We start from the raw sequence: 22,647 nt of genomic DNA on the forward strand, positions 1-22,647 counted from the left end.
TATTAGGTGATATTTTAATAAATATTTCGCCTAATAGTCCGGATTTTTATTTGTTTTCAATAGATTGGTTACTTCTGTATACCATTATTAAACTTAGTGGAATGGAGCGGAAGCCACCGACTCCTGCGGGAAATAGAGGAAAGGCTGAGACCCCGCAGGCGTAGCTGAGGAGGCTCAGCTTCCTCCCCGCGGAAAGTGAGTGGCTGTAGCGCAATGGAACGGACTTTTTTTCCAACTTAGCTCTTTAATAAGCAACAAAGTCGATAAATTAGATATTGTTCATCTTTTCAAGATCGTTTATAAGTTATGTCCCAGCCTCTTTTATTTTTACTGACTAAAATCGCCACTAATATCAGCCTGTGTGTCGGTAAATGATGAAAAATAGGGAACGAAAATTATAAAAATAGGTTTCAGGATGTATGTTAGAACTTGACTTTTAAATATATAATATTGGAAACATATGGAAGAGGGTGGGTGCATGAAAGTAGGTTCGCTGATTAAATATTATCGGACTAAGCAGGGATTAACTCAAAGTGAGCTGGTCGAAGGCATATGTTCTGTACCTCATCTAAGTAAGATAGAACATAATGAAAAGGAAGCAAATGATCAAACGATTCATTTATTATTACAACGTTTAGGAGCAGATTTAACGAATGTTTATGAACAAAATAATACGGTGAAAAGATTGCTGGATGAATGGATTGAATGCATCAATTATTTTCAGATTGAAGAGGCAAAAGAGATTGATCGGAAGTTAGATGATTTGGTAGATTTCATTGCCTATACACCACATCTATTTTTATATGAATTGTATAAAATGAGATACTTATTATTTATTAAGGATACTAAAAAAGCCATTCAACATTATAAATGGCTCGATAAACATAAGAAGAATTTAAATTATCAGGAGCTATATTTGCTTCATTATTATCACGCTATTTGTCTGCTCATCCAAAATAAGTACAGACAGGCCAATGAAATTTTAGAGGAATTAGTTTCTGCAAGCAGGGATGGGATGAGTGTTTCTGCGGATGTATATTACCATCTGGCACTTGCTAAATGTCACATGGAACAGCACGGGCATGCTATCTTTTATGCTAACGAGGCACTAAATGCCTTTACTACCCAATATAATATAAAGCGAATTATGCATACGCTTGTGATTCTTGGCATTAGTTATACTGATACAGGTATTTATGAGGTGGCAGCAGAGTGCTATAAACATGTGAAAAGAAATGCTGAGATTCTAAATGAATCGGCAACTTTATCGATTGCCTATCATAATATTGGTTATTTAAAGCAGAAAAAAGGAGAGCTGAGTGAAGCAAGAGACTATTATTATAAAGCTGTAAATTGTGAAGCGGAGAATGCCCAATCTTCTATGGTGAGCCTTTATGCTTTGGCAGAAATCTCTTATTATTTGGGAGAATGGGAACAGGCAAAAGAGTATTTACATCACTTAAAGAAGAAAGCTCATGAAACCGGGTCTAAAATATATCAAATGCTGCCAAATTATTATTTATATATGATTCAGGGAGAAGAAGAAAGAGCGATTAGCTATTTAGAAGAGTACACCCTTCCTTATCTATATAATGGGGAATCTCATTATAATGATATACGCAGTGTTAGTAAAATTCTGGCTGATTATTATAAGAAATCAGGAAAGTTTCAGAAGGCCTTGCAATATATTTATACAGACTACTAGTTAAGGAGGAGAATAGATGAAAAGAAAAGCTCCCATTTTGCCGCCAATCGTATAAATGGTGTCATTTTAGAGAGGGTCAAAAGGACTGATTGTCCATTCAATCAGTTCTTTTTTGTTTTCATTTTTTCACAATTAAATTAGCGGATTATAAAATTATCTAAATTTTACATAAATTTTATTGGGAAAATATAATTTCACTAGGTACAAACACCCGTTTGGGTTAACCGCCAAATAGGTCGCAAATAGGATGGGAAAATGTCGATAGGTAAGAAAAAGCGCAAAAAATATAGTAATTTGTCACAAAAACTAATCTGATAACTTGGGAAAGTTTTTTTATTTGACAAAATAGAAAATAATAATTCTGAATTAATAGTCAATTTGTTCCGTGTTCAAAGAAAAAAATAGCCACTATAATAACGATACAACAAGAAAAGTTCACAGAAAATTCAAAAAAAGAGAGGAGACTGAAAGATGAAAAAAAGGAAGATATTTGCTGGAGTTGTCCTAAGTGTATCAATGGCTTTATCTTTTGGCTCAGGAACAAATGCTGAGGAGAGGTCGACTGTAAAGGAAAAAGATGTAAGCTCGGAGAAAACCTATCGTGTTCTGATTCAAGGATCTCAGTCAGAAAAAACAAAAGTAAAGAAAAATATGGGGACACACCGAGACTTCAGCAATCAAGGATTTACGACAGATGTTTCTGAAAAAGAATATCAAAAACTATTGGAAAATAAAAATATCGAAGTAGAAAAAGTACCTGAATTTAAAATTGCTGCTACCGCTATACAAAAAGCTACTTCTGCACCTACAACCCGAGTGCCATGGGGAATTAAAGCAATCTATAATAATAGCTCTCTTACTTCTACCTCAGGCGGCAGTGGAATTAAAGTAGCAGTTTTAGACACAGGCGTGTTAAAAACGCATGCGAGTCTTTCATCCAATATCGAACAATGTAAGGATTTCACTCAAACAAGCAGCACGGTTGTGAATGGCTCCTGTGCTGATGGGAATGGTCATGGTACCCATGTAGCCGGAACTGTGGCTGGTAATGGAACTGGCGTATATGGTGTTGCCCCTCAATCCAAAGTATGGGCCTACAAAGTTTTAGGTGACGATGGATCCGGTTATTCAGATGATATAGCAGCAGCAATCAGACATGCGGCAGACCAAGCTTCCTCTACAGGTTCAAAAGTAATTATTTCAATGTCACTTGGTTCTAGCTCTAATAACTCTCTTATTAGCAGTGCTGTAACATATGCTTATGGAAAAGGTGTTCTAATAATCGCGGCGGCTGGTAATAGCGGATATTCTGCCAATACAATCGGATATCCGGGGGCTTTAGCGAATGTAGTAGCTGTAGCAGCTCTTGAAAATGTTCAGCAAAATGGAACATACCGTGTCGCTAACTATTCCTCTAGAGGTAACCCATCCACAGATGGTGATTATGTAATTGGCTTAAAGGATGTTGAAATTTCTGCTCCAGGTTCTGCAGTAGAATCTACCTGGCATACGGGTGGATATAATACAATCAGTGGAACCTCAATGGCAACACCACACGTATCCGGATTGGCAGCAAAAATATGGGCTTCCAATACAGGATACTCTCATACACAGCTGCGCGCTGAATTACAAAGACGTGCGAAGTTAGTTGATATTAAAGGTGGATATGGAGCCGCTACAGGTGATGATTATGCATCCGGTTTTGGGTTTGCGAGAGTACAATAATAATTGTAACTTACGAATTAGCCTCCCGATTTTTGGGAGGCTGATTGATAAGGGAAATCCTTTAGAGAATGGTGTAATCTGATCTGGAATTTAATGAATCTGTAAAACTAAGGAGGTGCTGGCAGATGAAAGTATAAATAGAATGAAGCAAAACAACAAACTTGTGGGGAATTCATCTTAAGCAGGGGAAAATCTACTGATGCGGAGCTGAAATCAGCCCAAAACAAGTATAAACTACTGATAAATAGAAGAATCCAGCCGAATTGAACGGAAAACCAGCCAACTGAGTCCGAAAGCCGACTGATCTATCAGATACAGAGAATCAATTACACTATTTAATTATTCATTACTATCCCGGTTTAGGTAGTTGCCATTAGTAAAATCCTTATAAAGGAATTGATGATGATGAAAAAATGGTTTCGAATGAAAGGATGCGTAGAGTTATTTCGCTCGATAGCCAAGAAAGGAATGCTATATTTTTATCAATTGGGGTTAGTTAGTATTGCCGGCTGGACATTGGCAAGTTTAGTGATGGCATATCATGAAGTTTTGATAAATCCGATACAGCTGCTCATGGTAACGGAATTGTCTAACCTTGATAAAGGTTGGTTCGTAGCATTGATGACCAATATTGTAACATCGGATGCAAATCGGATTATGGGTAGAGGATTATTGTTGCTGATTATTTGGATACTACTATTTCTATTTGTACCTTTAGCAACGAGGAGTTTAAAGAGCTTCAGATTATTTCAGTTTGAGATAGAGCTGGAGGATGAAGATCCTTCGGAGGAACAAGTCCCTGTCGAAATTTTTCAATATGCACGATTAAAAATCATTTCTAATATCTATGCCGAAAACAATAAAATGAGTCTCTACCGTTTCTATAATGAACAAGCCGGCTGGGCAGATTATAAAGAGGCACTGGCTTTCTATCTGGAAATAATGGCGGAGGAATACTGGGAGCAGGTTAGGATAGGAATTAATTGGGGGGTATATGAGTGGCAGGCTTTACCGGAAGAATGGAAACACCAGGCTTATATATCAGCAGATAAAGATAAGCCTTGTATAAAGAATAAACAAACGACTGTATATGGACCATCAAAAAATTCCCTGATTTATACGTATCGGCATTTTGACACCGTCCTTGTAACGGTTCTCTGGAGTTATACTCATGAGTTTGATGCTATTGACCAGCAATGCATGTATATACTTCATCATGCCTTATCTGATCGTCTGGAAAATATAGAATATGCCATCTGGATTGAAAAGAAAGCAGCCTGTGGTCATTTTTATGGAACTGATTGTGAAATTATGGAGAGGTGAGTATCGGATTGACTGATTATATTATGGACAAAGCCAAATATCGTGCTGAAAAATATAGACAATCGCCAAAAATGTTGAGTATCACTAAGGAGTGTACAGTTATTGAAATAAAGCCGATAGCCGAATATGGTTATGCAATCGAGAAAAAGAAATTTAAAAAATAGTCGGTTCAGATCAATAATCATATTGACTGGATGGTCTATTTTTTTTGGAGAAATAAGAGACCAAATAGTGTGGATGAAACTTTCATATCTGGTTAAAAAAACGAAAGTTCACATTCATAAATACTAGTAATATAAGAAACCGTTTGCACAACAAGTGAATTTTTTTTGACTTTTTGATAAAGTGTATTTGGTTAAATATTAAAAAAGTTGCAATAAATGTTTGTGATGTATATATTCTTATGGTAAATTGGAAAAGAAAGGTTTGTGCAAACGTTTTCGTAATCTGGAATAATTAGTAGTTTGCAAGAATAAGGTTCTTGATCACTTACATAGTATAGAAAACGTTTACATCAATCAAATTTTATAGAGAGAAGAGAGGGTAAAAGAATGAAACGTAAAAAATGGTATGCAGGTGCTTTATCAGCTTCGCTATTGGCAGCAGCTATCTTAACGGGATGTTCATCAGATAGCTCCTCATCTGAAAGTAAAGACAAAGTCACAATCGATGTATTTCAGTTTAAGGTAGAGTTTAAAGATCAATTTGAAGATGTTGCTGAAAAATATGAAAAAGAAAATCCAGATGTAGAAATTAATATTACTACAGTTGGAGGCGGCGAAGATTACGGTGCAGCTTTGAAATCAAAATTTGCATCTGGTAAGGAACCTGCTATTTACAATGTCGGAGGACCACAGGATGTTGAGGATTGGAAGGATAAATTAGCTGATTTATCCGATACTGAGGCATCCAAAGTAGCATTAGATGGGACTCTCGATGGTGTTTCTGCAGATGGTAAAGTACTTGGCCTTCCATATAACCAAGAAGGATACGGATTGCTTTATAACAAAGAGATCTTTGAAAAAGCTGGAATTAAAGCTGAAGAAATTAAAACAATGAAAGCGCTTGAAGAAGCGGTTGAAACGATTGACAGTAAAAAATCTGACCTTGGTATTAAGGAAGTATTTGCATTGCCAGGAAAAGAAAAATGGATTACAGGGCTGCATGCTTCCAATGTCTTTATCTCTCCAGAATTTGATGAAAATATTATGAATGCCTACAATTCTGACAAGGTTGATTTTAAATATGGCGATCAATATAAAGCATATATTGATTTGTCCAATAAATATTCTATTCAACCAACTGTAAGTCTTGATTACTCACAACAAGTAGAAGAAAACTTCTCGCTTGGTAAAGTAGCTATGATTCAACAAGGTAACTGGGTATATGGCTCTATCGCTGGTATTGATGAAAAGTTTGCACAAGATAAAGTTGGTATACTTCCAATACCTGTAGAAGGGTATAAAGAAGATTCCCTTCCAGTTGGCATTCCAATGTACTGGGGAGTAAACAGCAACATGGATGAAAAAGTGATTGAAGCTTCCAAAGACTTCTTGGATTGGCTATATACATCTGAAGAAGGTAAAAAGACTGTGTTGGAGGATTTCAGCTTCATTCCAGCTTATGAAGGATATGATTCTAGTAAAATTTCCGATCCAATCTCAAAAGAAGTATATGAGTATGCGACTGAAGGAAAAACAATTGGCTGGGTATTCATGGGCTATCCAACTGGTTGGGGTGAAAATAAATTGGGTGTTAACATCCAAAAATATTTAAGTGATGAAATGACATGGGATGAATTAATTAAAGAATCACAAAAATCCTGGACGGAATCTCGATAAGATTCCTTAAGGGATTAAACGGCGAAACAAAGTAGTTAGTGTTGGACTACTTTGTTTTGCTCAATACATAGATATTGGATAAGGTCGTAAATATCGTCACAATTTTGGAGGGGTAATGATGCGTACTCGCAGTTTTTCCTACTGGTTATTTCTTGCACCGGTTCTGGTATCGCTATTTCTGGTGGTTCTTGTACCGCTTGGACTTGGGATTTTCTATTCATTTACGGATTGGAATGGAATTCAAATAACGGCTTTTGTAGGTTTCCAAAACTATATTGATATATTCCAAGAAAAAGAATTCATGGATGCTTTGTGGTTCACAGTTAAGTTTTCAATTGTATCGATTATTTTAATTAATGTGATTGGTTTAGTGTTAGCTTTAATTGTGACTTCAAAGATAAAATCAAATAATTTCTTACGTACAATCTTCTTTATGCCAAACTTGATTGGTGGACTGATTTTAGGTTTCATTTGGCAGTTTATTTTCACCAAAGCATTTGACGCAGTTGGTGTGGCCCTTGGTTATGAAGGTTTACAAGGCTGGTTGTCGACTACAAATACTGGATTCTGGGGATTAGTCATCCTGATGAGCTGGCAAATGGCCGGGTATATCATGATTATCTATATCTCTTATCTTGAAGGCGTTCCAGAAGAATTAACTGAAGCTGCCGAGATTGATGGAGCGAACTATTTTCAAAAACTACGCGCAATCATATTCCCGCTCGTAGCACCGGCATTTACCGTTAGTATGTTCTTGACGCTGTCCAATACGTTTAAATTATATGATCAAAACTTAAGCCTAACAGCTGGTGGACCTTATAACTCTACCCAAATGGTCGCCATGGAAATATTCCAGACTGCCTTTAGTGAGAGTGATATGGCATATGCCTCTGCAAAAGCGGTTATTTTCTTCTTAATTGTCGCATCAATCAGCTTGACACAAGTGTACATCAACAAGAAAAGGGAGGTTGAATTGTAATGCGTAAAAAGCATAACTGGCCATTGGAAATAGTCGGGCTTATCCTGGCCATAATTTGGCTCTCTCCATTTTATATCATGATTGTCAACTCGTTTAAAACAAAGAAGGAAATGTTTACAGATGTTTTAAGCCTTCCGGAAGCACTTAATTTTGATAATTATGTGGAAGCATTTGAACAATTAGATTTCCTTACAACTTTATTTAATTCAGTGTTAATTACAGTTGTAAGTGTAGGGTTGATTATTATCTTTTCCTCGATGGCTGCATATGCCCTGTCGAGGAATAAAAGTAAGATGAGTACATTTTTATTCTTTATTTTCGTAGCGGCGATGCTGATTCCTTTCCAATCCGTTATGGTTCCGCTAATTACGGTATTTGGAAAGTTTGAAATGCTGAATCGTGCTGGCTTAATCTTTATGTATATTGGCTTTGGCTGCAGCTTGTCGATCTTCCTGTATCATGGAACATTAAAAAGTATATCCCAGTCGCTTGATGAAGCGGCTACCATAGATGGAGCCAACAAATGGCAAATCTTCTGGCATATTATCTTCCCAATGCTAAAACCAATTTCTATTACAGTCGGTATTTTAAATACGATCTGGATTTGGAATGACTATCTATTGCCGTCCCTTGTCATCAACCAAGAAGGAATGCAGACTCTTCCATTGAAAATGTTCTTCTTCTTTGGGGAATATACAAAACAATGGCATCTTGCTCTAGCCGGGTTAACTTTAGCCATTATTCCTGTCATCATTGGCTATTTCTTTGCACAAAAACAAATTATTAAAGGTGTAGCTGAGGGTGCAGTGAAATAGGATTTACGAATTGAGGGGTGGCTCTGATGGATGTAACAATTAAAGACGTTGCTCGAGAAGCGAATGTAGCACCGTCAACTGTGTCAAGAGTCCTAAAGGATAGCCCGCATATCAGTCTTCAAACAAAACGGAGAGTCCGGGAAATCATGAATCGGATGGGGTATACCCCTAATTTTCAGGCTCAAAGCTTAGCTGGTAAAAGTACACAGGCTATAGGAGTAATTATGCCTGACACTGCCTATCAAGCATTTAAAAATCCTTTCTTCTCAGTCGTTCTACGTGGCATTAGCCGAAGTGCGAATGAACAAAAATATGGTTTGTATTTATCAACCAGTTATACCGAAGAAGGTATCTATGAAGAAGTTGTTTCTATGGTTCAAGGAAAAAGGGTAGACGGGTTAATACTCTTGTATTCACGTAAAAATGATAAAGTGATTGAGTTTTTAAAGCAAGTTAATTTCCCATTTACCGTAATTGGAAGACCTTTGATGCATGAAAAAAGTATTACCTATGTGGATAATGACAATGTGACAGTTGCTAAAGATGTTACAAAGTATTTGATAGAAATGGGACACAAGAATATTGCATTTATTGGAGGAAATGAAAACTTTGCTGTTACGATTGATCGTTTGAAAGGATACAGGGAGGCGTTGGAAGAGAGTGGACTACCATTTTGCAGGGATTATCTGATTGACGAACATCAATTTAATAATAAGGGTTTTGAATCACTAGCAAATCTAATTCATTCTAAGTCTATGCCAACCGCTATCATTGCGCAGGATGATTTGACTGGATATGAAATTTTAAGTTATTTGGAAAAACTCAATATCCATGTTCCAAGAGACCTTTCCATTATCGGCTTTAATAATCAAATTCTTTCTCAGCACTCGAGACCGCCACTGACATCAATAGAAATACATATATCACGCCTTGGTGTCGAAGCAACGAACAGTTTAATTGAAAAAATAAAGGATCCAAATACATTTCCAAAGAGAGTGACGGTTCCAATTCAATTTATTGAACGGGAATCTTGCAGAAACATAAAGTGAATTATAAAGCTGTCCAATCATTCATCCGAGTAACTGATTGGACAGCTTTTTTATGGGGATAAAAAAATACATTACGTTAGGCGTGTGTCCTATTTTTATAGTTAGGGAGAAAGAGTGCTATATAACTAAAAAATTATGGAAAGAGGAAATCGCTCAATTATAAATAAATTCGCTGAAATATTCCTAAATCGCTCAATTAAGTACTGTTTTCGCTCATATATTTAAAAATTGCTCAATTCATCTTCATTTTCGCGCAATTATTATGGAAAATGCTCAATTATATTCAGGGAAAGCTGTAGACTAAGATAATTTCTTATCTGTTTGGCTAATAAATGGTTTTTTTGAGCTTTTTTTTATTGAAATAAGCATGTAAAAGACAGGAATGAATACAAATGAATGGTTAAAACATCATTTATAGAAAAAATCGATTCAAGCAAGCTATGAACAAGCTGAATCGATCCTTTTTCAATTAATATTGAGTAACTCTTGAAGCTTGGGTAGCTTTTTTACCATGAGCTACATAATAAAGGCCTATGCCTATAAATGAGATAACAGCCATTGTTAAATAAAGCCCGCTATAACCGGAAACCGGGATATAAAATCCCTGAACAAATGGTCCGATACCAATCCCAATGTCATACATGACAAAGAATGTGGAGGTGGCGAGCCCAATCCGGTGGGGAGATGCCATTTTGATTGCTACAGTTTGTGCACTGGATTGGAAAGTGCCAAGCCCTACACCGATTATAGCGCCTGCTAAAAGCAATGTAATACTGTGGCTTGTCTGACTTAAAACGATTAACCCGATTGTGTACAAAATTAGAGAGGGATAGATTACTGTATTTTCACCGTATATATCGAACCATTTTCCCGTAAATGGCCGTGTCAGTATTAGACAAATAGAATACATGACAAAGAAGAAGCCTGCTGTCGATACTAAATTAAGCTCCTGAGAATAGGAAGTTAAATAAGATAATATACTCGAATATGTAAATCCAATGACTCCAGCTGTAATAGCAATTGGCAGTGCGGCCAGCTCAAAGTAATCACTTATTTTATGACCTTTCATTGATTCGACTTGCTCAGCTGTATATTGCATCTTTGGATTATTCAAGAAAAGAGTGGCAATAAAACTTAACGAAGCAAAGACAACGGCAACCGAAAAGACAATTGTATAAGAAAAGGAATTGCTGATCATTAAGCCTAGAAACGGTCCAATGGCCATAGCCAGGTTTGTACTCATTGCGAAATATCCCATCCCTTCCCCTCTTCTGGATGAAGGCAATATTTCGGCCACAAGTGTTCCTGTAGCGGTTGACGCAAAACCAAATGAAATACCATGGATTAATCGAACGATTAGTAAGAGTGCTAGACTTGAAGTCATGAAATAGAGAATAGTTGCTGCTAAAAATAAGGCTAGACTGATCGTAAGCATTTTTTTTGCTCCGACCAGGGCAATTCTTTTGCCAGCAATAGGCCTTACTAGCACAGCCCCGATAACAAATATACTTGAAGCGAGCCCAGCTATACTTTGGCTCGTATGAAAAGTAGTAATTGTATAAAGTGTTAAGGTAACCATTAAGCTATAAAATGTTAAAAAGATAAATAAATTCGCTGAAGAGATTAATAGGAAGTTTTTTGTCCAAAGTCTTGGTTTCTCCATTTATAGTCACATCCTTATTCATGCTGTAATTGATTCTGCATTGTGCCAAGGATCTTCATCATGATTTTTAGTTCATCCTCTGATACACTTGACATTACTTTTTCTTCAAATTCACTGACATGGTGTATGCAGGTGATATAAATTTGACTTCCTGCCTCTGTTAATTGAATTCTTTTTTCCCGCTTATTATCACTTGGAATTTGCTCGATAATATCCCGCTCTTGCAGTCTGGAAACGGTTCTAGTAATAGTGGGCTTTTCCACATTCAAATAATTACTAATATCCACGAGGGTGGAAGGTCCATAGTGCTTTAAATAATAAATAATCGCCCATTGTGAATGGTATAGGTTATGCTTGGCTAATTGATCATTCAATCGTTTTGTAAATAATCGAGCTGTCTGTAAATATTGATGAAAAAAATACTGGTGCCCGGAAATAGACAAGTGTACCACCACCTCAAAAATAGTTACCTAGGTAACTATACGCCTGTGTTGATGACAAATCCAGTAAAAAGCATCAATAAATTCATTTAGATTGTTTCTTCAAATTTAGTGTAAATACACTAGAGATGGGGAATAAAATGATGAGGTAATTGAGGTCAGCAGATAAATGATCAGGAGGTGAAGAAAAAAACGTAACAGAGGTTTTTAATGAAGTGTGATCCACAATGTTTTATGCTATTTTAAATCCTCGTAGTAATGGAATAGCTTACTAGTTTTCATTACAGAGGCTTGCCTAATCTTTACATATCCAGTTTTTCTATCTGCATGTATCTAATTTGAATTGAAGGAGTAGGGTCTATGGGTGAATTATTTCAGTTACTAAAAAAAGGAAATACAAGTGCAATTACAGCAGCAATCGTTAACTTAGTGATATCTATTATGAAGGGTGCAGCTTATATGTTTACTGGTAATGTGGCATTATTCGCGGAGACGCTTCATAGTTTGGGAGATTCAGCTAACCAATTCTTTGTGTTTATCGGGTCAGCTTTAAGTAAAAAAGCACCGACAGAACGTTTTCCAAATGGATTTGGCCGCTTAGTAAATCTGGTTCTTTTAGGAGCGGTATTAATAGTAGGAATCATGTCTTATGAAACGATAAAAGAAGGATATATGCATATTATGCACCCCGGTGAATCCAGTTATTTTTGGGTGAGTATCGGTGTTTTAGGCATCAGTTTAATTCTAGAAGTTTTTGTTTTAGTAAAAGCAATGAAGGAAATTATGCATGAAGTCGGAGTGGAAGCGAAAGGCTTGTCCTTCCTATATAAAAGCTTCAGCTATTTTGGTAAAGCGAAGCCTGCAACAAGACTAGTGTTTTTGGAAGACCTAGTTGCTACTTCAGGTGGGGTTTTAGCGATGATTGCGATTGTCATTTCACATTTAACGAATCTGCATGCTGCTGAAGGAATTGCCTCCATTCTTATCGGAATGATGATGTTGTTTGTAGTGGGTAAAGTATTCCTTGACAATGCAGCCGGTGCCCTTGGTGAAGCTGATGAACTGATGGAGCAATATATTGGCGATCTGGTTCTTCTTGATAAAGATATCAAGGATGTACAGAAGGTAGTCGTAATTAAAGAAGGCGAGGATTTCCATGTGGAAGTCTGTGTTGAAATTGATCCGTCTTTAACGGTTGCCGATATGGACGATATTAAAGATCGTCTGAAAAAACAAATCTTAGCGGAAAAAGGCGTTGTGGATGTCATGATTGAATTCGATGAAGATGATGGACTGGTAAATTGGAGTCAAGCTGAGAAATTGTCGGCAGAATAAAAACAAAGCGCCTGGTGACGACTATCGTCTCAAGCGCTTTTGTTTTACTTATTTAGTTGTGGCATATCCAATTTATAGAGTTTTGAATAATGGGGCACTGTTTGAAGAAGTTCTTTATGAGAACCGTTCATACTGATTTCCCCGTCTTGAAGAAACAGAACTCTATCCATTTTTTCCACACCCATTAAGTGATGGGTAATCCAAATAATTGTTTTACCGTTTAACGTCTTAAATATGGTTTCAAGGAGGCTGCGTTCGGTTTGCGAATCAAGACCGACAGTTGGTTCATCTAGAATAACTATCGGATTTTTTTGTAAAAGTATTCTCGCAAGCGCAATACGCTGTCGTTCTCCGCCTGAAAAACGTCCTCCCAATTCATGCATACGCGTTTGATACCCCTTTGGAAGAGATTCTATATAATCATGCATCCTAACTAATTTAGCAGCTTCATATACCTCTTCATCGCTGGCATTTGGATTGCCCAGCCGTATATTATTCATAACGGTAGTATCAAATAAATGTGGTTTCTGATGCAGTACAGAAATGTAGCTTGTAATTTGAGAATCTAAAAGAGAAATATCTTTATCTCCTATACTGATTTTTCCTTGATGAGGTTTATATGCACCTAATAAAAGCTTTACGATTGTACTTTTCCCAGCTCCGCTTTTACCCAGCATCGCAATTTTTTCGCCAGGCTGTATGGCAAAGTTTAAATTCTTCAATACCTTTTCATCCGTAGAAGAATAAGAAAAACTAATCTGATCAAAGGTGATAGGCAATGCAGGTTGTGCCTTCAAATCATCAAATCCACTTGTGTTTTCATCGCTTTTTAATCCCGTTAATTCTTTTGCTTCCTGTAAGCCGTTCATTCGCTCCAATGAACTTTTATAACTGGAGACCTGGCTAACAGCATCGGATAATGGGGCAAAAGCATCGATTAATGGGAACACTACTAGAATAAAAGCTGCAATCCAAATAGGAGAGAATTGTCCGGCTTCCACCTGTAAGGTAATCCAGCAGGCAAGTGCCACAGTAATAACCAATATGACAGCTTGAAAAAGAAAATTACGTTTTCGTTGAAATTGATTGATCTTCGCTTCAAGTACATCAACCTTTTTTTCATCTTTTTCATAACGTTCGATAAAATCGGACTGCCTGCCACTAATCATCCAATCACCAATTCCCATAACAGCATCTGTCAGGGATTGATATAGTCCATTTCTTGCATTTTTCATTTGTGCATGTCTTGCTCTCGTCACTAATAGTGATATGAGAGGGAACAAAATAATCAGGACGAATAACAATAGAAACATTAAAAGCGCAAAAGGAATAGAAAAGAATCCTAGAGCCAGCACAATTAACATATATAAACCGATGCTAATGATAGATGGAAAGATTGTTTTAATATATAAATCTTGAAGATGCTCAATATCATCAGCCATTACACCAAGCAAATCACCGGTTTTATATCGGGATTTGAAATCTAAAGCATCCGGTTCAAGTGCCTGATATAAACGGACACGCATACTCGATAGTATTTTTAAAACAAGGCTATGGCTGCTTAAGCGTTCAGCATAACGAAAGGCTGGCCTTGATACTCCAAACAGTCTTACCAGGACAATCGGTACATACACAAGGAGGATGTTTTCTGGTAAAGTGGCAGATTTAGATATTAAATAGCCAGATGTAAACATTAAAGCACCTGCGCTAAAGAACGTGCCAATACCAAGTACGATTACGATAGTTAAGAGCCACTTATTTTGGGATAAATAAGGACCAACCCAAGAGTTATTGAGAATGGATATATAGTCTTTTTTCTTAGCCATGGTGCACCTCATTTCCCCCTAAGTGTTCTTTCATTAATTGATAATAATGGCCTTCTTTTTTTAATAGCTCATCATGACTTCCGATTTCAACGATACGTCCTTGATCTAAAACAATGATTTGGTCCATATCTGTCATCCAATGAAGTCGATGAGTCGCAAAGAATACAAGATGATCGTCAAATAAAGGAACGATATTTTGCTTTAATTCATATTCCGTCTCTATATCAAGGTGAGCAGTTGGCTCATCAAATAAGAGAATTTTTCTATTTTTATCAAGGAATGCCCGTGCTAAAGCAACTCGTTGTTCCTGACCGCCGCTCAGCATACGGCCGCTTTCTCCAATTTGTTCATCTAATCCATTTGGTAGGGAATTAACAACTTCTCTTAATCCTGCTCGATCAATAGCCAACTGAATTTCCTCTTCACTGGCAGTTGGAGTGTAAAATGTAATATTGTTTCGCACAGTATCATTAAATAGATAAGGATGCTGCGGAATATATAGTAATTGATCCTGCCAACTCATTTCTTTAAAAGAGGAATAGGACTGATCGTTAATAGTGACCGTGCATGAGGTAGGGTTTAAAAATCCGCCAAGCACATCAATTAAGGTAGATTTTCCGGCACCGCTTGCACCAATAATACCGATTTTGCCGTATCCCTTCCATGAAAATGATAGGTCATTCAGAGCGGATTGATTGGATTCCATGTGTTGGACTGTCAAGTTGCTAATGGTTAAGGAATCCTGATTTGACCAAGTAGAGAATGTTGTATTTTGTTTTTGTTTTAGATCAAGCGGCCAATTAATAATCCGTTGAATAGCAGACATACTGTTTTTTCCGTCTAAAGTAGCGTGGTAATCTGTTCCGAAATCCCGAATCGGTAAAAAGTATTCAGGAGCAAGGATTAATACCGTAAGTGCCGGTCCTAATAAAATTGCACCCTCCATAAGCCGAACACCCAGGAATAAGGCGACAATAGCGACTGAAAGGGAGGTGAAGAAATCGAGCGCGAATGTTGAAAGGAAAGCAATTCGCAATGTCCCCATCGTTGCTTTTCGGTAACGTTCACTTATGTTTTGGATATTTCGATCGTACTTTTTACTTAAGCCCAGAAGTCGTAAAGTTTCCAAACCTCGTAAGGAATCAACAAAATGGTTGGAAAGGACCTGATAGGATTCATATTGTTTATCAGCCTTACGTTTTGCTGCAATACCAAGCATAGCCATAAAGAATAAAAGAATAGGGAGTACAATGATTACAATTCCCGCAGAAGTCAAATCAAGCGTCAGTATATACCCAACAATTAAGAGAGGAATCAGGAACATACTCATCATCTTGGGCAAGAACAGTTTTAAATACGTTTCAACCTGGGAAACACCTTCCAAAGCCATCGTTACTAAGCTGCCTGTTCCTTCAGATTGGGTGAATCGCGGGCCCAATTCAAATAATTTCTTCAATAATTCTTTTCGCATCGCTGTACCTGATTCGGAGGCAAAGCGATCCATCCATTTATCACGAATAAAAGTCAAAAGGTGTCGCCCCAAAAAAGCTAATACGAATAAAAGGAAGGGGATAAGCTGTTCAGACAGCTTTTCCCCATTAAATAAGTTTGTAATTCCTTCAGCAAGATAGATGGCCTGAATAATAATGGCAATCCCCTGTACTAAAGAAATCACGAATAGGAATGTCATGGTGCTCTTTATTCCTTTTATAGATAAAATCTCTTTGTTTATCATTAATGACTCACCGGTTCCTTATCAGAAATACGCTTTCTGAATACATAATAGCTCCATATTTGATAGCCAAGAACGAAGGGAAGTAATATTAATGCTACGATGGTCATCACCTTAAGGGTATATGGTCCACTGGAAGCATTCAAAATAGTTAAGTTATATTCGGAACTAATTGAACTGACCATTACTCTTGGGAACAGACCAACAAATAACATCGTAACAGTAAATAGCATAGTTAAAGCCGTCATAGTGAAGGCTAAAGCTTCCCTTTTTTTTGCTGAGAATACATAACCTAATACGGTTGTTACTACTGCACCGACCAGGAATAATGGTATAGCGAGCGGCCGTACTTCAAATAAGTCAGTCATTGTATAGGTTAGTACAGCGAAAACTATCAGACCTGCTAATAGAATTAAATATATTTTTGATACTAAAGAACGTGCACGATCACGAATCTGTCCCTCTGTCCGAATGCCGATGAATGTTAAACCATGCACAAGGCATAACACAATCATCGCAATTCCGCCAACAATTGAGTAGAGATCAAAATAATCTCCAAAGCCTGCATACATATTTTTAGATGCATCAATTGGCATACCGCGTACAAGGCTGGTGAATAGTACACCCAGCACAAATGCAGGAATGATACTGCCGACAAATATCATCCAATCCCAGAAACTGATCCACTTTTCATGGACTTTATGTCTGAATTCAAAAGCAACTCCTCGTACAATTAAGGCCAACAGGAATAAAACAAATGGTAGATAGTACCCACTGAACATGGTTGCGTACCATTCAGGGAATGCCGCAAAAATAGCACCGCCTGCAGTAATCAACCATACTTCATTTGCATCCCAGAAAGGCCCGATGGTAGAAACCAACTGATTCCGCTCTTTTTGATTACGTGCGAGAAAACGAGTTGACATTCCAACACCAAAGTCAAATCCTTCTAAAACAAAGAAACCAACAAATAATACTGCTACAAGGATAAACCATAACTCATTTAAACTCATGCTCCAAAGGCCTCCTTGTCAAATAAATCTACATCTGGTTTTGTATCGTTTGTATGATATGGACCCTTTTTGATTTCTTTCACAATCAGAGTGATTAATACGAAAGCAAGAATGGTATAGGCTCCTAAAAATACAATGATTGATGTTAAAAGCTCTCCTGCTGTTACATTTGGAGAAACAGATTGTGCTGTCGTATATAAACCAAAGACTGTCCAAGGCTGACGACCGATTTCAGTCATAATCCAACCTGCTGTATTGGCCATAAATGGAAGGGCAATTGCGCCAACCATAGCTTTTAAATAGAGTGATTGATTCACTAGGATATTTTTCTTTAAGAATAACAGCCCCAATGCTGCTAATCCCATTATTATTACCCCGGCAATTACCATAATGCGGAAGCTCCAATATACAGCTTCAACGGGTGGAATATAATCTCCCTCACCATAAAGCTCCGTGTATTTCTCCTGGAGTGTATTCATTCCCTCTACAGATCCCTCAAAACTGTTATAGGCTAAGATACTTAAGGCATAAGGGATTTCAATAGACCATTTGTTTTCACGATTTTCTTCATCAATATTAGCGATTAGCGACCAGCTAGCCGGGTCACCGCTATCTTCCCATAGACCCTCACTCGCTGCCATTTTCATAGGCTGTGAGGACATTAAATGCTGTGCCTGCCAGTGACCAGTAAAGGCGATTCCCAGTCCTGAAATCATTGCTACAATCATTGCAATTGTAAATGATTTCTTAAAGATCTCTATGTTTTGTTTTTTCAGTATTTTAAATGCGCTGATACCCCCGACTACGAATGCTCCAGTAGCAAAAGCTCCAAAGACAGTATGAGGAAATTCAACAAGCAGCTGAGGATTTGTGATAAAAGCCCCGAAATCTTTTAGTACTGCTTTTCCATTCTCCACTGCAATCCCAACGGGTTCCTGCATAAAAGAATTCGCAGCGAGAATAAACAAGGCAGAAAAAATTGTACCAATCGATACAAGCCATATGGATAGTAAGTGCACCCATCTTGGCAATCGGTCACGTCCAAACATCCATACACCAATGAATGTGGATTCTAAAAAGAAAGCCAGTAAGGCTTCAATAGCCAATGGAACACCAAATACATCTCCGACAAAGCGGGAGTATTCTGACCAGTTCATTCCAAACTGGAATTCTTGGATAATTCCTGTAACTACTCCGACAGCAAATGATATGAGAAAGATATTTCCCCAAAACTTTGCCATGTCCAAATAAATTTCTTTTTTCTTAAAAAAATACAATGTTTCCATAATAGCAACTAAAAATACCAATCCAATGGATAGTGGTACAAAGAAGAAGTGATAAATAGTAGTTGCTGCATACTGAAAACGGGCGAGATCTAATACTTCCATTTACTTGTCACACCTTTCAATTCTTATGCATTGTTCATTCATTCACAAAACAGACGAAAAAAAAATCATTTATAAAGTGCTGTCACCTCTATTATAAAAGTAACTAATTATTTTTGCGTGAATGAAGAGTTGGCTTAAATAGTTTAAATTGTTTGGTAGGTTATCCCTATGTATATATTAATAATTAGTTAAATTTACAATGACCTTGTTTATATTAGATATAATAGTCCTATAATTTGCAAATATCTATAACTAAACTAAAATTACTATAATTAATTCAAATTTATGAAACAATATTGTCACAAAAGCTGCGCAAACGAATTGTCATTCGTTTGCAAATCAGTTGACAAAAAGAACAGCTTGATTTTAATAAATCAAGCTGAAGAGGAAGATCAAGATTAATATTTTACCAACTTGTAGCCTTTTATTTTGCAGATATGATTCATAGCCTGATTAAACGTAGCAAATGTTTCATTCTTTATTTTTGTTCCCTGGTTTACGATTTGGCGGACAAGAGTAGTGGACAGGCCTGTATATATAGCTTCTGTACCCAATAAAGCAAGGGATTGAGAGATGACCTCCAGCTCTGCCACAATATATTCGTCATCCAGTGAAGTTACGCTAGTAAAATCAATCACCATATAGGAAGCCTGTTTATCAGAGCTTTCATATAAAGCCTTCTCTTTGATCTTATGAAGACGATCTTCAGACAAAAATCCAGTAATGGGCATTAAAAGTACATCATCCAGAATTGTTTTGATGATAGGAGCATACATTTCTTCCATCATCGAATGCCCTTTATGTATTTCTTCTTCATAATCGGTTACATCCTTCCAAGTGAGCATATAACCTGTTGAACCATTGTTGAATGTAAAGGGACTTATTGCAATCTTAGCTGTGTATTTATCGAAAAATATAATTCTGATGGTATTGGGGAAGGATTCGTTTTCAAGTATTGTCCTCTTGCAGTTCCCCCCTGGATCAAATTCTGCTATGTTTCTCCCGATATATTCTTCCTTACTTGAAAAACCGGTAAAAGGACTTAGACATTGAATTAATTTGTCAGCGTAACGATTGATAAATATGATGGTTAATTGATCATCACAAATAAAAATATTTTCTCCTACTGCATTTAATAATTGATAAGTCTCCTCTGATTGAAAATATCCCATAACCTGTCTCCTTATTTTCTTCGTGCTGTATTAACTCTCATTATACGGAAAAATATTGGATAGATAAAAAGTTTTACTTTATATATTAAAAAGGGTAACCAATCAAGAGGTTCAAGAGGATGAGTAGATAGCATATGGGAGACAGTACTATTATTGAGGAAAATATATATCCAACTGGTAATAAAAGTTGTATACTGAAAATTGTGAAAAGACAGGAGGTTTTTGAATGAATTACTCTCTAACATGGAATTTGGATAACATATTTCCAAATGGCTCTGAGTCACCTGAATTACTATCAAAATTAGCTGAAATCAAAGAGCTGTTAAATACATACAAAGGGGCAGTAAAAGCTTGGCAGGCTCCTTCAGACGTTAGCGGTACCAAAGAGATTGTTTCTATATTAAAACAAACAGAGGTACTGCAAAAAGCAATCTATCAGGTATCGGCATTTCTTGAATGTGCTACTGCCCAAAATGTCCATGATACAAAGGCAGATCAATTAAATGGAGAAGTATACACATTAATAAGTGAATTCGAAACAATTTTTACCGGATTTACAATTAAACTTGTCCAAATAAATGATGCTGTCTGGCAAGAAATCATCGAACACCCAGAAATCAGTGAAATAGCTTTCTATATTAATGAGCAAAGGGAACATGGTAAGGAACAATTATCGGAAGCCGAAGAAGCACTCATTAACGCATTGCGCGTAGATGGATATGTCGGGTGGAGTACCCATTACGATTCACTTGTAAAAATGATTGAAATTCCTTATACAAATGAAGATGGAGAAACGGTTAATTTATCAGCTGGCCAAGCTTTTAATAAGATGCACGATGATCCTAATCCAGAAGTCCGAGCGGAAATTTTTAAGAAATGGGAAAAAGCCTGGGGAGAAAAAGCACCATTGTTTGCTGACACGATAAATCATTTAGGCGGCTTCCGTTTGGCTAATTATAAAATGCATGGTGTTGAAGATTTTATGAAAGAGCCCTTGCAGTATAACCGAATGAAGAAAGAAACATTGGATGTAATGTGGGATGTCATTGCAAAAAATAAGCAGCCTTTTGTAGAGTTTCTTAACCGTAAGGCAAAGCTTTTAGGTAAAGAGAAATTGAGCTGGGTAGATGTTGATGCACCGATCGTAACAACGGAACCGATGCATTACACATTTGATGAGGGAGCAAAGTTTATCATCGATAATTTTGCGAAATTCGGTGATGAATTGCCTAAATTTGCCCAGGAAGCATTTGAAAAGGCGTGGATTGAAGCAGAGGACCGTCCTGGCAAGCGTCCTGGAGGATTCTGTACAAGCTTTCCTGAAACAAATGAATCACGTATCTTTATGACCTATTCAGGCTCACCAAGCGGTGTGGCAACGCTTGCTCATGAACTGGGCCATGCTTTCCACAGCCATGTATTAAATGATAAGCCATTCTTTAATACAGATTACGCGATGAATGTCGCTGAAACAGCGTCTACATTTGCTGAACAAATTTGCTCTGATGCCAGTGTCCGTGCTGCTGTATCTGATGCAGAAAAAATCACATTGCTCGATAACAAAATACTAAATGCGATTGCTATGTTCATGAACATTCATGCCCGTTTTATTTTTGAAAAAAATTATTATACAGAACGCAAAAATGGATTGGTTTCCGTTGAGCGCTTAAACGAAATGATGGCATCTGCACAAAAAGAGGCATATCAAAATTCTCTGAGTGAATATCATCCAACCTTCTGGGCAAGTAAATTGCATTTCTATATTGCAGAAGTGCCATTTTATAATTTCCCGTACACGTTTGGATATTTGTTTAGCTTAGGGATTTATCACTTATCTTTAAAAGAAGGTAAGTCATTTGAAAAGAAATATATTGCATTATTGCAGGATACAGCTGCTATGACAACAGAGGAGCTTGCGATGAAACATTTAGGTGTAGACCTAACGAAACCAGATTTCTGGCAGGCTGGTGTGGATCTTGCAATTGCTGATGTAAATGAATTCCTAGAATTAACGAAATAGAGAGGATAACATCCTTTTCATGGCATTGTCATTCCTTAGAGGGTGGCAATGCTTTTTGACTTTGATAGATCATTTAAGCGTTTAAAGAGTAAAATATAGGATAGATGGTTGAAAAGGGGATTAGATTAAATGGTCATACGTTCATCACGAATTGAGGACTACGAACAATTAATAGAACTTGAAAATTTGATTTGGAATTATACAAATACACCGATGCCGATTGTTTGGGAATCAGTAGCCGATTATGCTCAGCATTTTCCGCCGGGAAGCATGTTTGTCGCAATTGAGGACGGGAGAGTTGCGGGCTATATGTCTGTTAAATATCCTACTCCACTGGAGAGCAATTGTCATGTATGGGAAATGGCGATTGGTGTCCATCCTGACTTTCAGGGAAAGAGTATAGGCAGTAAATTACTGCAGTTTTTAGATGAAGAGGGGAAGAAGCGTGGGATTCGAAAAATTTCTTTAAGAGTATTGTCCACAAATACACCAGCTATTTCTTTCTATAAGAGGAATGGCTATATTGAGCAAGGGGTATTAAAGGGAGAATTTTTTCTGAATGGCCAGTATGTGGACGATATACTAATGTATAAAGGACTCGTTGATTAAGAAGGAGAGGTT

18 protein-coding genes are annotated in these 22,647 nt (G+C 37.1%); 11 read left to right on the top strand and 7 right to left on the bottom strand.

Annotated features, from left to right (window positions below):
* Positions 1 to 478 precede the first annotated feature (478 nt).
* The 8 genes from AC4D4A_RS12055 to AC4D4A_RS12090 all read left to right on the top strand — a co-directional run bounded on the left by AC4D4A_RS12055 (position 479) and on the right by AC4D4A_RS12090 (position 9,437).
* Complete coding sequence (locus AC4D4A_RS12055; RefSeq protein ID WP_490996129.1) at positions 479 to 1,705, top strand: helix-turn-helix domain-containing protein; 1,227 nt, start codon at positions 479 to 481, stop codon at positions 1,703 to 1,705.
* 471 nt (positions 1,706 to 2,176) lie between these two features.
* Entirely contained in the window at positions 2,177 to 3,430 is a 1,254-nt protein-coding gene (locus AC4D4A_RS12060) for a S8 family peptidase (protein WP_490996130.1), read from the top strand.
* Positions 3,431 to 3,835: 405 nt separating this feature from the next.
* A complete protein-coding gene (locus AC4D4A_RS12065) occupies positions 3,836 to 4,753 on the top strand; it encodes a hypothetical protein (protein ID WP_490996131.1) in 918 nt (305 codons plus the stop codon).
* 8 nt (positions 4,754 to 4,761) lie between these two features.
* Complete coding sequence (locus tag AC4D4A_RS12070) at positions 4,762 to 4,917, top strand: hypothetical protein (protein WP_490996132.1); 156 nt, start codon at positions 4,762 to 4,764, stop codon at positions 4,915 to 4,917.
* Between the two features lie 387 nt (positions 4,918 to 5,304).
* Complete coding sequence (locus AC4D4A_RS12075; RefSeq protein WP_490996133.1) at positions 5,305 to 6,594, top strand: ABC transporter substrate-binding protein; 1,290 nt, start codon at positions 5,305 to 5,307, stop codon at positions 6,592 to 6,594.
* Between the two features lie 118 nt (positions 6,595 to 6,712).
* Positions 6,713 to 7,573 carry a carbohydrate ABC transporter permease gene (locus tag AC4D4A_RS12080; RefSeq protein WP_490996134.1) on the top strand — a complete coding sequence of 287 codons (861 nt, stop codon included), beginning with the start codon at positions 6,713 to 6,715 and terminating at the stop codon, positions 7,571 to 7,573.
* Entirely contained in the window at positions 7,573 to 8,388 is an 816-nt protein-coding gene (locus AC4D4A_RS12085) for a carbohydrate ABC transporter permease (protein ID WP_490996135.1), read from the top strand. The genes AC4D4A_RS12080 and AC4D4A_RS12085 overlap by 1 nt, the downstream gene beginning before the upstream one ends.
* 26 nt (positions 8,389 to 8,414) lie before the next feature.
* A complete protein-coding gene (locus AC4D4A_RS12090) occupies positions 8,415 to 9,437 on the top strand; it encodes a LacI family DNA-binding transcriptional regulator (protein WP_490996136.1) in 1,023 nt (340 codons plus the stop codon).
* A gap of 469 nt (positions 9,438 to 9,906) precedes the next feature.
* Here AC4D4A_RS12090 and AC4D4A_RS12095 read toward each other — a convergent pair whose 3' ends face one another.
* Positions 9,907 to 11,100, bottom strand: a complete 1,194-nt coding sequence (locus tag AC4D4A_RS12095; RefSeq protein WP_490996137.1) for an MFS transporter — start codon at positions 11,098 to 11,100, stop codon at positions 9,907 to 9,909.
* Between the two features lie 14 nt (positions 11,101 to 11,114).
* Complete coding sequence (locus tag AC4D4A_RS12100; RefSeq protein WP_490996138.1) at positions 11,115 to 11,543, bottom strand: MarR family winged helix-turn-helix transcriptional regulator; 429 nt, start codon at positions 11,541 to 11,543, stop codon at positions 11,115 to 11,117.
* A 357-nt stretch (positions 11,544 to 11,900) separates the two neighbouring features.
* Between AC4D4A_RS12100 and AC4D4A_RS12105 the strand changes: the two genes are divergently transcribed.
* Positions 11,901 to 12,875 (top strand): cation diffusion facilitator family transporter, encoded by a 975-nt coding sequence (locus AC4D4A_RS12105; RefSeq protein WP_490996139.1) that lies wholly within the window; start codon positions 11,901 to 11,903, stop codon positions 12,873 to 12,875.
* 44 nt (positions 12,876 to 12,919) lie between these two features.
* On the opposite strand, the gene cydC is transcribed toward AC4D4A_RS12105, so the two are convergent.
* From cydC to AC4D4A_RS12130, 5 genes are all read right to left on the bottom strand, one after another.
* Positions 12,920 to 14,701: a thiol reductant ABC exporter subunit CydC gene (gene cydC / locus AC4D4A_RS12110; protein ID WP_490996140.1), complete on the bottom strand. Its 1,782-nt coding sequence runs from the start codon at positions 14,699 to 14,701 to the stop codon at positions 12,920 to 12,922.
* Positions 14,694 to 16,433, bottom strand: a complete 1,740-nt coding sequence (gene cydD, locus AC4D4A_RS12115; protein ID WP_490996323.1) for a thiol reductant ABC exporter subunit CydD — start codon at positions 16,431 to 16,433, stop codon at positions 14,694 to 14,696. Before cydD ends, cydC begins: the two co-directional genes overlap by 8 nt.
* A 2-nt stretch (positions 16,434 to 16,435) precedes the next feature.
* Positions 16,436 to 17,446: a cytochrome d ubiquinol oxidase subunit II gene (gene cydB / locus AC4D4A_RS12120; protein WP_490996141.1), complete on the bottom strand. Its 1,011-nt coding sequence runs from the start codon at positions 17,444 to 17,446 to the stop codon at positions 16,436 to 16,438.
* Positions 17,443 to 18,834: a cytochrome ubiquinol oxidase subunit I gene (locus AC4D4A_RS12125; protein WP_490996142.1), complete on the bottom strand. Its 1,392-nt coding sequence runs from the start codon at positions 18,832 to 18,834 to the stop codon at positions 17,443 to 17,445. Before AC4D4A_RS12125 ends, cydB begins: the two co-directional genes overlap by 4 nt.
* 398 nt (positions 18,835 to 19,232) lie before the next feature.
* On the bottom strand, positions 19,233 to 20,006 hold the full coding sequence (locus tag AC4D4A_RS12130) for an STAS domain-containing protein (protein WP_490996143.1): 774 nt from the start codon (positions 20,004 to 20,006) through the stop codon (positions 19,233 to 19,235).
* Positions 20,007 to 20,232: 226 nt separating this feature from the next.
* Here AC4D4A_RS12130 and AC4D4A_RS12135 point away from each other — a divergent pair, with 226 nt between their 5' ends.
* Together AC4D4A_RS12135 and AC4D4A_RS12140 are read left to right on the top strand one after the other, a co-directional pair.
* Positions 20,233 to 22,026, top strand: a complete 1,794-nt coding sequence (locus AC4D4A_RS12135) for a M3 family oligoendopeptidase (RefSeq protein WP_490996144.1) — start codon at positions 20,233 to 20,235, stop codon at positions 22,024 to 22,026.
* Between the two features lie 129 nt (positions 22,027 to 22,155).
* Entirely contained in the window at positions 22,156 to 22,635 is a 480-nt protein-coding gene (locus AC4D4A_RS12140; protein ID WP_490996145.1) for a GNAT family N-acetyltransferase, read from the top strand.
* Positions 22,636 to 22,647 lie beyond the last annotated feature (12 nt).

It is taken from the genome of Pradoshia sp. Z5_111, assembly GCF_058267535.1.